The sequence below is a fragment of the Georgenia sp. Z1491 genome (assembly GCF_049856175.1).
In the GTDB taxonomy this organism is placed as follows: Bacteria; Actinomycetota; Actinomycetes; order Actinomycetales; family Actinomycetaceae; genus JB111.
In genome coordinates, this window is record NZ_JBNDNA010000007.1 from 44,733 (window position 1) to 58,298 (window position 13,566).

At 74.6% G+C, this 13,566-nt stretch carries 7 protein-coding genes; 2 read left to right on the top strand and 5 right to left on the bottom strand.

Features of this window, described 5'->3' with window-relative positions; all coding sequences use genetic code 11:
* Positions 1 to 42 precede the first annotated feature (42 nt).
* A complete protein-coding gene (locus tag ACPYO4_RS08710) occupies positions 43 to 2,133 on the top strand; it encodes a 3-hydroxyacyl-CoA dehydrogenase NAD-binding domain-containing protein (RefSeq protein ID WP_425708832.1) in 2,091 nt (696 codons plus the stop codon).
* On the opposite strand, the gene dxs is transcribed toward ACPYO4_RS08710, so the two are convergent.
* The gene (gene dxs / locus ACPYO4_RS08715; protein WP_425708833.1) at positions 2,103 to 4,028 is read right to left on the bottom strand and encodes a 1-deoxy-D-xylulose-5-phosphate synthase; all 1,926 of its coding nucleotides are present in this window, start codon (positions 4,026 to 4,028) and stop codon (positions 2,103 to 2,105) included. The two genes, ACPYO4_RS08710 and dxs, sit on opposite strands and share 31 nt — an antisense overlap.
* Before the next feature lie 106 nt (positions 4,029 to 4,134).
* On the opposite strand from dxs, the gene ACPYO4_RS08720 reads away from it, so the two are divergent.
* On the top strand, positions 4,135 to 6,090 hold the full coding sequence (locus tag ACPYO4_RS08720) for a prolyl oligopeptidase family serine peptidase (RefSeq protein WP_425708834.1): 1,956 nt from the start codon (positions 4,135 to 4,137) through the stop codon (positions 6,088 to 6,090).
* On the opposite strand, the gene ACPYO4_RS08725 is transcribed toward ACPYO4_RS08720, so the two are convergent.
* From ACPYO4_RS08725 to ACPYO4_RS08740, 4 genes are all read right to left on the bottom strand, one after another.
* Positions 6,087 to 7,382, bottom strand: a complete 1,296-nt coding sequence (locus ACPYO4_RS08725) for a serpin family protein (RefSeq protein ID WP_425708835.1) — start codon at positions 7,380 to 7,382, stop codon at positions 6,087 to 6,089. The genes ACPYO4_RS08720 and ACPYO4_RS08725 overlap by 4 nt on opposite strands.
* 112 nt (positions 7,383 to 7,494) lie before the next feature.
* Positions 7,495 to 8,907 (bottom strand): serpin family protein, encoded by a 1,413-nt coding sequence (locus ACPYO4_RS08730; protein ID WP_425708836.1) that lies wholly within the window; start codon positions 8,905 to 8,907, stop codon positions 7,495 to 7,497.
* Positions 8,908 to 9,069: 162 nt separating this feature from the next.
* Positions 9,070 to 11,886: an aconitate hydratase gene (locus tag ACPYO4_RS08735; RefSeq protein WP_425708837.1), complete on the bottom strand. Its 2,817-nt coding sequence runs from the start codon at positions 11,884 to 11,886 to the stop codon at positions 9,070 to 9,072.
* A gap of 155 nt (positions 11,887 to 12,041) precedes the next feature.
* Entirely contained in the window at positions 12,042 to 13,457 is a 1,416-nt protein-coding gene (locus tag ACPYO4_RS08740; RefSeq protein WP_425708838.1) for a class I SAM-dependent RNA methyltransferase, read from the bottom strand.
* Positions 13,458 to 13,566: the final 109 nt, after the last annotated feature.

Here is a 13,566-nt window from a genome sequence, read left to right on the forward strand (position 1 = left end):
GGTACCGTGAGTCTCACCTACCTACCCCCGCGGAGGCTCCACGTGCAGCACACCGAGTCGGCCGAGCGCGCGCTCGCCGTCACCCGTTCCGACCGAACCCACGAGCTCGGCACCGTTGCCGTCCTCACGATCGCCGCCCCCGACCCGGCGCGCCCGACGACGATCGGCGACCTGGGTCTCGCGCGGCTCACCGAGGCGGTCCGGGAGGTCGACGCCGACGGGCGGGCGGGCGCGGTCGACGCCGTCGTGCTCACCGGGACCGACCGGAGCTTCATCGCGGGCGCGGACCTCGACCTGCTCGAGTCCGCCGACACGCCCGAGCAGCTCGCACCGATCGCCACGGCCGGGCACACCCTGGCCACCGCGATCCGGGAGCTGTCGGTGCCCTCGCTCGCGCACCTCACCGGAGTCACCCTCGGCGGTGGGTACGAGGTCGCGCTCGCGTGCGGGTACCGCGTCGCCGCGTGCTCCGTGCGTGCGATCGGCCTGCCCGAGACCTCGCTCGGCATCGTCCCCGGGTGGGGCGGGTGCACCCTCCTGCCCCGGCTCGTGGGGCCGGAGACGGCGCTGCGCGTCATCCTCGACCTGCCCGCGAAGGACGCCACGCTGGACGCGGCCGCGGCCCTCGAGCACGGGCTCGTCGACGCCGTCGTCGAGCCGGCGGGAGACCTCGGCCTGGCCGCCGCGATCGACCTCCTGGCCGCCGAGGTCGCCGCGGGCCGCGTGAGCGCGGCCCCCGGCGGTGGGCGGTCCGACGCCGACCTCAGCCGGACCACGGAGGCGCTGGGGCGTCGTCGCTCGGCGGTCGCGCGTGCGGCCTCCACCGGGAACCCCGCGCCGCAGCGCGCCTGGGAGCTCGTCGGCGGGGCCGCCACCCTCGACGTCGCGACGTCCTTCGCCGCCGAGGACGACGCCCTCGTCGAGCTCGCCACGGGTGAGGCCGGCCGGTCGTCGATGTACGCGGCCCGGCTCCTGCGCAAGGCTCGCTCGACGGCACGCGCGGAGGCGCGGGCGGCCCGCTCCGGGCGGGGCGGCTCGCGGCCCGTCACCCGCGCCGGCCTGGCCGGTGCGGGCCTCATGGCGGCCCAGCTCGCGCTGCTGCTCGCCTCCCGGCTGCAGGTGCCGGTCGTCATGCGGGACCTCGACGAGGCCCGGTGCGCCGCGGGACTCGCCGCCGTCGACGCCGCGCTCGCCAAGGAGGTCGACGCCGGGCGCACGACCGCCGAGGCGGCCGCCGACGTGCGCTCGCTCGTCTCGGCGACGACCGATCTCGACGACCTCGCCGGGTGCGACCTCGTGATCGAGGCGGTGACGGAGCGGCTCGACGTCAAGCGGGCGGTCCTCGCCGAGCTCGAGGGGGTCCTCGCCGACGACACGATCCTCGCCACGAACACCTCCGCGCTGTCCGTCACCGCGATGGGCGAGGCGCTCGCCCGCCCGGACCGGCTCGTCGGCCTGCACTTCTTCAACCCGGTCGGCCGGATGCCGCTCGTCGAGGTCGTGCGCACGCCGGCCACCGACGACACGACGCACGCGACGGCCCGAGCGGTGGCGGCCGCCGCGGGGAAGATCGCCGTCGACGTCCGGGACGCCCCGGGGTTCGTCGTCAACCGGCTCCTGCTGCGCCTGCTCGCGGAGCTCCTCGGGGCCGTCGAGGACGGCACGCCGCCGGCCGTCGCCGACCGTGCGCTGGATCCGATGGGCCTGCCGATGCGGCCGTTCGCGCTGCTCGACCTCGTCGGTGCCGCCGTCGCCGAGCACGCCATCGAGGCGCTGCGCGCGGGCCTCGGCGACCGGTACCCCGCCTCGGCCGGCCTGCGCTCCCTGGTCGTCGACGGCGCCCGCGCCATGACGCCCGACGGGCGCCTGGCCGAGGACCTCGCGGCCCGGTTCGGGCACGGCAGCGCCGCCGACCCGGGTGCCGACGCGGACGGCGACCCCGCGGCGGTCACCGAGTCCGGGGTGCTCGACCGCGTGGTCGCCGCGCTCGGCGAGGAGACCCGGCTGCTGCTGGCCGAGGGCGTCGTCGCCTCCGAGGACGACGTCAACCTCGCGATGATCCTCGGCGCCGGCTTCCCGCGGCACCGCGGGGGTCTGACGCCCTACCTGCGCGGCGCCGGCGAGCTGCGGTAGGCCGAGCCGCGGTAGGTCGAGCCGCGGCGGGCCGCCACGTGCTCGGCGACCGATCGCGCGACGTCCTGGGCCCGTAGGCCGGCGGACTCGACGATCTGCGTGCGGGAGGCGTGCTCGAGGAACTCGGTCGGCAGCCCGTGGCTGCGCACCGGCACCTCGACCTCCGCGCGTGCCAGGGCGTCCCGCACGGCGGAGCCCACACCGCCGTCGGCGAGCCCGTCCTCGATCGTCACCACGAGCTCTGCCGACGCGGCCGCGCGCACGAGGGCGGGCGGCACGGGCAGCACCCACCGGGGGTCGACGACCCGCGCACCGATCCCCTGCGCGTCCAGCGCGCGGGCGACCTCGACGGCGACGCCCGCCATCGAGCCGACGCCGACGACGAGCACCTGGGTCTTCTCCCCCAGCTCGGCCAGCACGTCGAGCCCGTCCTCGACCCGGACCGCGTTGAGGGGGTCGGCGACGCTCCCCTTGGGGTAGCGCACCACCGTCGGCGCGTCGTCGACGTCGACCGCCTCACGCAGGGCGCGACGCAGCGTCGCCTCGTCGCGCGGGGCCGCCAGGCGCAGGCGCGGGACCGTGCTCAGCAGGGCGAGGTCCCACATCCCGTTGTGCGAGGCGCCGTCGTCGCCGGTGATTCCGGCGCGGTCGAGCATGATCGTCACGCCCGCCCGGTGCAGCGCCGCGTCCATGAGCAGCTGGTCGTACGCGCGGCCCAGGAACGTCGCGTAGACCGCGACGACGGGATGCAGGCCGGCGTAGGCCATGCCCGCCGCCGACGTCAGCGCGTGCTGCTCGGCGATGCCGACGTCGACCACCCGCTCCGGCATCCGCTCCGCGAGCGGAGCGAGACCCACCGGTGCGAGCATCGCCGCCGTGAGGGCCACGACGTCCGCACGCTCTCGGGCCACCTTGACGATCTCGTCCGCGAACACGGCCGTGTAGCCGAAGCGCGACGGCGCGACGGGCAGCCCCGTCTCGGGGTGGATCTTGCCCACCGCGTGGAAGCGGTCGGCGATGTCCGACTCGGCGGGCTCGTAGCCCCGACCCTTCTCCGTCTGCACGTGCACGACGACGGGGCCGCCGAACTCCTTGGCGCGCGCGAGCGCAGCCTCGACCTCGTCGAGGTCGTGGCCGTCGACCGGGCCGAGGTACTTCAGGCCGAGCGCCCCGAACACGCCGGCGCTCGGTGCGACGACGTCCTTGACCCCAGCCTTCATCGCGTGCAGCGCGTCGTACGTCATGCGCCCCGGGACGCCCGCGCGCTGCAGGCTGCGGCGGCCCCACCCCAGGACCTTCTCGTAACCGGGCGCGGTGCGCAGCCCGTCCAGATGGCGGGCCATGCCGCCGATCGTGGGTGCGTAGGAACGGCCGTTGTCGTTGAGGACGACGACCAGGGGCCGGTCGGGACCGTCGGCGATGTTGTTGAGCGCCTCCCAGGCCATGCCGCCCGTCAGGGCGCCGTCGCCGATGACCGCGACCACCGGGGAGTCGTCGCCCGCCAGCAGGCGCCCCCGCGAGATCCCCTCCGCCCAGGACAGGGAGGTCGAGGCGTGCGAGTTCTCGACGACGTCGTGCGGGGACTCCGCGCGGGAGGGGTAGCCCGACAGGCCGTCGCTCGTGCGCAGCGCACGGAAGTCCTGGCGGCCCGTGAGCATCTTGTGCACGTACGACTGGTGCCCGGTGTCGAACACGATGGTCTCGCGGGGCGAGTCGAAGACCCGGTGCAGGGCGATCGTCAGCTCGACCACGCCGAGGTTGGGCCCGAGGTGCCCGCCCGTGCGGGAGACGTTGTCCACGAGGAACTCGCGGATCTCCTTGGCGAGCACGCCGAGCTCGGCGCGGTCGAGGCGCCTGAGGTCCGCGGGCTCGCGGATCGACTCCAGCAGACTCATCGCGCTCCTTGACGTATCGGTCGGGACCTTCGGGCCCGACCAACTCTAGGCGCGTCGCCGACACAGGTCGCGGTGATGCACCGCACCAGGCGCGTAGCCTGGGCCGATGAGCGCCGACGAGGTCGTCCCGCACGTCCGTCCCCACGGGACCTGGCCGTGGCCGGTCCCGGTCCACCGGCTCGCCGGCGGCACGCGGGTGGGCGAGCCCCGCCTCGACGACCGGGGCGCCTGGTGGACGGAGCAGCGACCCGCCGACGGCGGACGGACGACCCTCGTCCACCGCGGCCTCGACGGTGAGGTCTCCTCCCGCGCCGTCATCCGGCCCGACGGGACCACGCCCGACGTCGCCTCCGACGTCCACGGCTACGGCGGGCTCGCCTACGCGGTCGGCGGCGGCGTCGTCGTCGTGTCGGACCGGGGCGACTCCCGGCTGCACGGCGTCGTCGACGGGCACGTGCTCGAGCCCCTGACCCCCGACGACGGTTCCGCGTGGGGCGACCTCGAGCTCGACCTCGCGCGCGAGCGGGTGATCGCCGTCCGGTCGGCACCCGGCGAGGACGGCGGACGGCACCGGGCGCAGATCGTCGGCGTCCCGATCGACGGCTCGGCGAGCGACGACGCGGACCTGCTCGAGGTCCTGCTCGACGGCCGCGACTTCGTCACCTCGCCGCGCCTGTCCCCCGCCGGCGACGCCCTCGCCTACGTCGCCTGGGACCACCCGGAGATGCCGTGGACCGGCGGCGAGGTGTGGGTCGCCACGCTCGACGACGACGGCCGGCCCGGCGCGGCCGCGCGGGTCGCGGGCGGCGACGGTGTCGCGGCCTCGCAGCCGGTGTGGACGTCTTCCGGCGACCTGGTCCACGCCGACGACTCCTCGGGCTGGCAGAACCTCTACCGGACCGAGGCGCCCACGTCGCAGGAACGCCGCCTGCGGGACCTGCACCCCGTGGACTCCGAGTTCGCACCGCCCCAGTGGGGCCTGGGCCCCCGCACGATCACCGAGCTCGACGACGAGCACGTGCTGTGCACGTGGGTCACCGACGACCGCTGGCACCTGGGCACCGTGCGGCTCGCCAACGGGGAGGCCGAGGAGTGGGTGACGGGGCTGGAGGCCGTGGGGCCCGTCGCGGCCGGGTTCGGCCGGGTCCTCGCCGTCCTCGCGGGCGCCGACCGACCACCCGCGCTCTACGAGCTCACGCCCGGTACGGGCCGCTGGGAGCTCCTCGCCGGGGAGGCGACGGGCCCGCTCGCGCCGGGGGACGTCGCGCACGCCCGCTCGGTGGCCTGGACCGGGGACGACGGCGAGGAGGTCCACGGCTTCTACTACCCGCCGACCTCCGAGCGGTACGCCGGTCCGGCCGGCGAGCTGCCGCCTCTCGTCGTCGTCAACCACGGCGGCCCGACGGCGTCGACGACGGCGACCTGGTCGGGGTCGATCCAGTCCCTGACGACCCGGGGGTTCGCGGTCCTCGACGTCATCCACCGCGGGTCCACCGGGCGCGGACGGGCCTACGCGGACCGGCTGGACGGCCAGTGGGGCGTCGTCGACGTCGCCGACGTCGCCTCCGGGGCCCGGCACCTCGCCCAGAGCGGCCTCGTCGACGGCGAGCGGATGGCGGTGCGCGGTGCGTCTGCCGGCGGCTACACGACCCTGGCCGCGCTGGCGTTCACGGACGTGTTCAGCGCCGGCATCTCGCGCTACGGGATCGGTGACCTGCGCACGCTGGCCGAGGGCACCCACGACTTCGAGTCGCGCTACCTCGACCGCCTCGTCGGACCGCTGCCGGAGGCGGACGCCACGTACGAGGAGCGCTCCCCGGTCCGGCACGTCGACCGCATCACGGCGGCCGTGCTGCTCCTGCAGGGCTCCGAGGACCGGGTGGTGCCGCTCGACCAGGCGACCGGGGTCGCCGACGCGATGCGGGCCGCGGGCGGGGACGTCGAGCTCGTCGTGCTCGACGGCGAGGGGCACGGCTTCCGCTCCACCGAGGCGATCGTGCGCGCCGCGGAGGCCGAGGCCGCGTTCCTCGACCGCGTGTGGGGGCTGTCCGCGCGGGCCTAGGCCTCGCCGCGCGGGTCGCCGATCACGCCGTGCAGGAGGACCCAGCCGTCCTGGTCGACGATGCGCAGCGCGTAGGGCCGGTCGACGGTCATCTCCACCCGCTCCGGCGGCGGCTGGGCGGATCCGGTGCCGCCGATCTCGGTGACTGCGGCCGCGACCACACCCTCCTCGCCGACCTGGAGGCGGGCCTGCTGCACGGCCTGGTCCACCACGAGATCCTCCTCGAGGATGCCGCCGAGGTCCGGCGAGCCGCCGACGAGCTCGGCGGCCCCGAGCGTGCCGAGCAGGGGCATGAGGTCGAGGCTGGTCTCCACGTCGGCGCGCGGCAGGGCGAGCTCGACGATCGGCTGCTCGCCCTCGGCGAGCGCGTCGGACACGCTCGACCACTGCTCGGCGGTGACCTGCGTCGGGGCGGTCCCCTCGGCGGGCAGCAGGACCGCGAGGTCGAGACCGTCGAGCAGGTCGAAGGCGACAACCTGGTGGCCGTCGACCTCGGCATACGCCTGAGGTCGTTCCGCGTGCATCGTCGGCACCCGGACGACGTCGCCGCCCGGCAGCGTGAAGTCCTCCTCCGACGTCGAGGACTCCGAGAAGTTCGTCAGCCACGCGGAGGCCACGAGCAGCGCGTCCTGGACGACGAGCAGCGTGTCCTGGTCGGCATCGATGCCCGACTCCTCGACGAGTCCCGCGGTGTGGAGGTTCACCCAGTCGTCGAGGACCTGCTGGAGCTCGTCCTCGCCCGCGGTGACGACCTCCGTCCCGAGGCGCCCGGTCACGGTGTCGCTCCACGCCTGGTGGGGCTCGGTCCCCTCGGCGAGCACGACCTGGTTCGCGAGGTGGAGGATCGCGTGGTCGGGCAGCGGGTCGAGCTCGATCATGGCCGGGTCCTGGTCGAGGTCGGAGCGGGCGGCGCGCAGCGCCTGGATCGCCTCGAGCGTGGCGTCGACGTCGGCGCCGAGCAGGTCCTCGATCTCGCCGCGTGTGGCTCCGCCGGCACCGGCGCCGAGCATCGCGAGGGTCGTCGCCAGGCCCGCGGGTGAGACGACGAGCGTGTCCTGACCCGCCTCGGCCACGAGATCGGCGCCGAGGTCGGAGACGGCCCGCAGGTGGTCCTCGACGGCGCCCGCCAGGCCGAGCTCGACCGGCTCCGGCACCTCCGTGCCCTGGTCCTGCTCGCCACCGGGCGTGGTGGCCTCCTCTCCGGACGTGCAGGCGACGAGCACGAGGAGCGGGGCGAGGCCGAGCACGCCGAGCGTGCGGGGCAGGCGGGCGGGGCCGGGGCGGCGGGACATGTCCGCACCCTAGGGATCGCGGCCGTGTCGGCCGGACCGCTGACCCGGGTCGTCCTGACCGGGGAGGTCTGCCCCGCTCGGCCCCGCCCGGCGCGGTCCCGTCCGCCCTGGCCTACTCCTCGCCGCGGGGGTCGCCGATCGCGGCATGGAAGAGCACCCAGCCGGTCCCGCCGTCGACGATCCGCACCGCGTAGGGGCGGTCGACGACGAGCTCGACCTCCTCCTCGGGCGGCAGCTGGGCCGACTCGGCGACGGCGATCTCCGTGACGGCGGCGGCCACGACGCCCTCCTCACCGATCTGGAGCCGGGCCTGCTGGACGGCCTGGTCGACCACGTAGCCGTCGCCGGGCAGCATGCGACCGAGCTCGGGGGCCGGACCGAACAGCTCGACCACGCCGACCGGGTCGAGCACGGGGGCGAGGGCGACGCTCGTCTCGAGATCGGCCCTGGGCAGCGCGAGGTCGACCAGCGCGGGGGCACCCGGGTCCAGGGCGTCGGCCAGCGCGGCCCAGTCCTCTGCGGTGAGCTCGCCGGGCGCTGTGCCGTCGGCCGGCAGGACGACCTCGAGCACGAGACCGTCGAGGAGGGCGAGCTCGACCGCGCGGTGGCCGTCGACCTCGGCGTACGGCATCGGGCGCTGCCCGTGCATCGTCGGCACCTGGACGATGTCGCCGCCCGGCAGCGTGTAGTCCTCCTCGGTCGTGGCTGACTCGGAGAAGCCGTCGAGCCATGCCGAGGCGACGAGCACTGCGTCCTGGACGACGAGGACGGTCTCGGGTCTCGCCTCGATGCCCGACTCGTCGACGAGGCCGGCGGTGTGCAGGTCCACCCAGTCGTCGAGGACCTGCTGCATCGCCTCGAACGGTGTGGCGACGACGCCGGCACCGAGCCGGTGGGAGACGGCGTCGAGCCAGGTCTGCTCGGGCGTCACGTCGGAGCGGAGGACCACCTGGTTGGCCATGTGGACGATCGCGCGGTCCGGGAGGGGGTCGAGCTCGATCGTCGCGGGGTCCTGGTCGAGGTCCGCCAGCTCGGACCGCAGCGACTGGATCGCCTCGAGCACGTCGCTGTCGGCCCCGCCCAGGACCTCCTCGAGCTCCGCGCGGGTCACTCCCTCGGCGCCGGCGGCCATCATGGCCAGGGCGGTGGCCAGGCTCGACGGCGAGACGACGATCGTGTCGGTCTCCGGGTCGTTCAGCGCCTGGGTCACCGCGTCCGCGCCGAGGGCGGCCGTGGCGGCGAGGTGGTCCTCGAGCGCCGAGACGTCCTCGAGGGCGACCGGGGCCGGCTGGTCGTCCGGTCCGTCACCGGTGAGCTCGACCGCACCGCCGCCCGGGTCGGGCGTGCCACCCGGGTCGGGCCTGCCACCCGGGTCGGACGCGTCGCCGGGATCAGGATCGCTCACGTCGCCGGTCGGAGTCTCGCTCCCCGTATCGGACGCGGTGCCGCTCCCCCCGCCGCACGCGGCGAGCCCGAGCAGCACGAGGGCCGCGCCGAGTGCACAGGGGGCGGACCGCCGGGTCATGGCCGTGAGCCTAGCCCCGGGACCGGTCCTCGGCCTCCGGTGCCCGCCCGCGCCCTGCCTTCCGACCGCTGCAGGCTCCGGGGGCCGGCTCCCGACCGCCCCACGCACAGCCGCGGCCCCGGTCGACAGGACCGGGGCCGCGGGTGAGCCGTGTGGTCGCGGTCAGGCCGCGACGAGCGAGCGGAGCACGTACTGCAGGATGCCGCCGTGGCGGTAGTAGTCGGCCTCGCCGGGGGTGTCGATCCGCACGACCGCGTCGAACTCGACGCTCTCGCCGTCCTCCTTCGTGGCGGTCACGTGGACCGTCTCGGGCGTCGAGCCGTCGTTGAGGGCGGTGACGCCTGAGATGTCGAACGTCTCCGTCCCGTCCAGCCCCAGCGACTCGGCGCTCTCGCCCGACGGGTACTGCAGCGGGAGCACGCCCATGCCGATGAGGTTCGAGCGGTGGATGCGCTCGAACGACTCGGTGATGACCGCGCGGACACCGAGCAGCGCCGTGCCCTTGGCCGCCCAGTCGCGCGACGAGCCCGAGCCGTACTCCTTGCCCCCGAGCACGACGAGCGGGATGTCCTTCGCCTGGTAGGCCTGCGCGGCGTCGAAGATCGTCTCCTGCTCACCGGTGAGGAGGTTCTTCGTGAACCCGCCCTCGACGTCGTCGAGCAGCTGGTTGCGCAGCCGGATGTTGGCGAAGGTCCCGCGGATCATCACCTCGTGGTTCCCGCGGCGCGAGCCGTAGGAGTTGAAGTCGCGGCGCTCGATGCCGTGCTCGGCGAGGTACCTGCCCGCCGGGGAGTCGGCCTTGATGGCGCCGGCCGGCGAGATGTGGTCGGTGGTGACGGAGTCGCCGAGCTTGGCCAGCACGCGGGCGCCCGAGATGTCCGTGACGGGCTCCGGCTCGGCGGGCATACCGTCGAAGTACGGGGGCTTGCGCACGTAGGTGGAGTCGGCGTCCCACTCGAAGGTCGAGCCGTCCGGCGTCTCCAGGCTCCGCCAGCGCTCGTCGCCGGTGAAGACGTCCGCGTAGTCCTCGGTGAACATGTCCGAGCTCACCGACTCGGTGATCGTGCGCTCGACGTCCTCCGGGGAGGGCCAGATGTCGGCGAGGAACACGTCGTTGCCGTCCCTGTCCTGCCCGAGCGCGTCGTTCTCGAAGTCGAAGTCCATCGAGCCGGCGAGGCCGTAGGCGATGACCAGCGGCGGGGAGGCGAGGTAGTTCATCTTGACGTCGGGGTTGATCCGGCCCTCGAAGTTGCGGTTGCCCGAGAGCACCGACGCCACGGCCAGGTCGTGCTCGGCCACGGCCGACGAGACCTCCTCCGGCAGCGGGCCGGAGTTGCCGATGCAGGTGGTGCAGCCGTAGCCGACGAGGTGGTAGCCCAGCTCCTCGAGGTAGGGCCACATGCCGGCCTTGTCGTAGTAGCCGGTGACGACCTTCGAGCCGGGCGCCATGGAGGTCTTCACCCAGGGCTTGACGGACAGTCCCTTCTCGACCGCGTTCTTCGCGAGCATGCCCGCGGCCATCATCACCGACGGGTTGGAGGTGTTGGTGCACGAGGTGATCGAGGAGATGACGACCGCACCGTGGTCCAGCTCGGTCTGCGTGCCGTCCGCCAGTGTGACGGGGACGTTGGCGTGCGGGCGGCGGTAGCCGGCGGGCGCGGCGCCCGAGTGGTGCGGTCGGCCGAGGTCCGAGGAGGAGTCGTGCGCGTCGTGCGACGGCGCGTCGGACGCCGGGAACGTCCCGATGAGCTCCTCGTCCTGCGGGCTCTTCTCGATGCCGTGCCCGTTGACGACGTAGTTCTTCAGGTCGTTGACGAACTGGTCCTTGGACTCGCTCAGCGCGATCCGGTCCTGCGGGCGCTTCGGCCCCGCGATCGAGGGGACGACGCTCGACAGGTCGAGCTCGAGGTACTCCGAGTACTGTGCCTCGCGCGAGGGGTCGTGCCACATCCCCTGCTCCTTGGCGTAGGACTCGGCCAGCGCCACCTGGTGCTCGTCGCGGCCGGTGAGGCGCATGTAGTCGAGCGTGACGTCGTCGATCGGGAAGATCGCGGCGGTCGAGCCGAACTCAGGAGACATGTTGCCGATGGTGGCGCGGTTGGCGAGCGGCACCTGGGCGACGCCCTCGCCGTAGAACTCGACGAACTTGCCGACCACCCCGTGCTCGCGGAGCATCTCGGTGATCGTCAGCACGACGTCGGTGGCCGTGGCGCCGGAGGGGATCGAGCCCGAGAGCTTGAAGCCGACGACGCGCGGGATGAGCATCGAGACCGGCTGCCCGAGCATCGCGGCCTCGGCCTCGATGCCGCCGACGCCCCAGCCCAGCACGCCGAGCCCGTTGACCATCGTGGTGTGGGAGTCGGTGCCGACGCAGGTGTCGGGGTAGGCGCGAAAGACGCCGTCGACCTCGCGCGGCATGACGACGCGGGCGAGGTACTCGATGTTGACCTGGTGCACGATGCCGGTGCCCGGCGGGACCACCTTGAAGTCGTCGAAGGCCGTCTGGCCCCAGCGCAGGAACTGGTAGCGCTCACCGTTGCGCTCGTACTCGATCTCGACGTTGCGCTCGAAGGCGTCGGCGCGGCCGAACACGTCGATGACGACGGAGTGGTCGATGACGAGCTCGGCGGGAGCGAGCGGGTTGATCTTGTCGGGGTCGGAACCGAGCTCCGCGACGGCCTCGCGCATGGTGGCGAGGTCGACGACGCAGGGCACCCCGGTGAAGTCCTGCATGAGCACGCGGGCGGGCGTGAACTGGATCTCCACGTGAGGCTCCGCGTCCGCGTCCCACGAGGCCAGCGCCCGGACCTGGTCCGCGGTGATGTTCTTGCCGTCCTCGGTGCGCAGCAGGTTCTCGGCGAGAACCTTGAGGCTGTAGGGAAGCTTCTCCAGTCCCTCGACTGCGGAGAGACGGAAGATCTCGTACTCCGTGCCGTCGACGTCAAGCTGTCCGCGGGATCCAAAGCTGTCCAGGCTCATGTCCACTCCTTCGTCGTTCGCCGCCGACGCCCTGCGCCGGCCGGCCCGGCCCCATCGTGTCATGCCACACACCCGGCGGCCCGAGGGGCAATTATCTCGACATCAAGATACTTGCTGTCGTCGCGTCATGTCCAACCGCCGCGCCGGCGGCGTCGTCAGGCGCGGACGAGCGAGACGACCGCCTCGAGGTGGTGGGTGTGCGGGAACAGGTCGAGGGCGACGACCCGTTCCGCCACGTAGCCGGCCGCGCGGGCGGCGGCGAGGTCCCGGGCGAGCGCCGCGGGGTCGCAGGCGACGTGCACGATCCGCGCCGGGTGGAGGGCGGCGACCGCGGCCATGACCTCGCTCCGGGCCCCGGTCCGGGGCGGGTCGAGCACGACGGTGCCCCCGGTCGACCACTCCGGCTCCCGGCCGAGCGCCGCGACCGCGGACGCATCGACCGCTCCCGTCAGCGGCCGTGCCCACGGCGTGGGCGCGAGGGTGGCGCGCGCGTCGTCGACGGCGCGGGCGGCGCCCTCGAGCGTGACGAGCCGGCCGTCGGTCCCTACCGCCCGGGCGAGCGCGGCGCTCAGCAGCCCGGCACCCGAGTAGAGCTCGAGGACGCGGGCGCCGTCGAGTGCCGCGCGCACGCGGTCGGCGCGGGCCCTGGCGTCCGCACCGGCCTCGGTGGGCGGGTCCGCACCTGTTTCGCCGGCAGCGCCGGAGCCGTCCTCTGCGCGCGGCGCAGGATCGACCACGCCGGCCGGGGCGCCGGCCTGGTCCGCCTCCTGCCACGCCGCCGGGTCGGGCAGGCGTGGCTCGAGCCCGGCGGCCAGCGCGAGCACCACCTCGACGAGCACGGCCGGTGCGGCGTGGTGCACCTGCCAGAACCCGTCCGCGGCGACCGTGTAGTCGATGGTGCCGAGCAGCGTGGGGACCGACTCCGCGACCGACCCGGTCCCGGACAGCGGCGAACCGTCGACGAGCACGCGAGGCTCGGCGTCCGGCCCGGACCCGGACCCGACGACGGCCCGCACCCGCGCGCCGGGATCGACGCGCAGGGAACCCAGGAGCGAGCCGACGTCGAGGCGGGGGTCGGCGAGCGGGAGCGTCTCCAGCGCGAGGACGTCCTGCCCCCGGTGGCGGTGCATGCCGAGGCGGCCCTCCGCGGTGCCGGTGAGCTCGACCCGCGTGCGGGTGCCGGGCAGGGCCGGGTCGGCCACCGGGTGCACCGTCGTCGAGCCCGCCGCGGCCACGTCCCCGGCCACCTGCTCACCGCCGATCCTGCGCAGGGAGTCCGCGAGGACCGCGCTCTTCCACTCCAGCTGTGCGGCGGGCGAGACGTGTCCGAGCTCTCCCCCGCCCACGCCGCCAGGGCCGGCCTCGGGCCACACGTGCGCGACCCGCTCCCGGGAGCGCTCGACGACCTCGACCGCGTCCGCGAACCACACGCGCGACCGGCGGGAGGTCACCGCCACCCGGACCACCTCGCCGGGGATCGCGTGCCGGACGAGGGTGACGACCGAGCCGGCCCGCCCGACGACGAACCCCCCGTGCGCGGGGGACCCGACCGCGATCGGGTCGTCCAGCATCTCGGCGACCTCGGCGGGCCCCGGCCCGGTCCTGCCGCGGCGGGCGGCCCCACCGCGGCCACGCCGTCCCCGGCCGGTGCGCCCGCTCCCCCGACCGGATCCGGCGCGT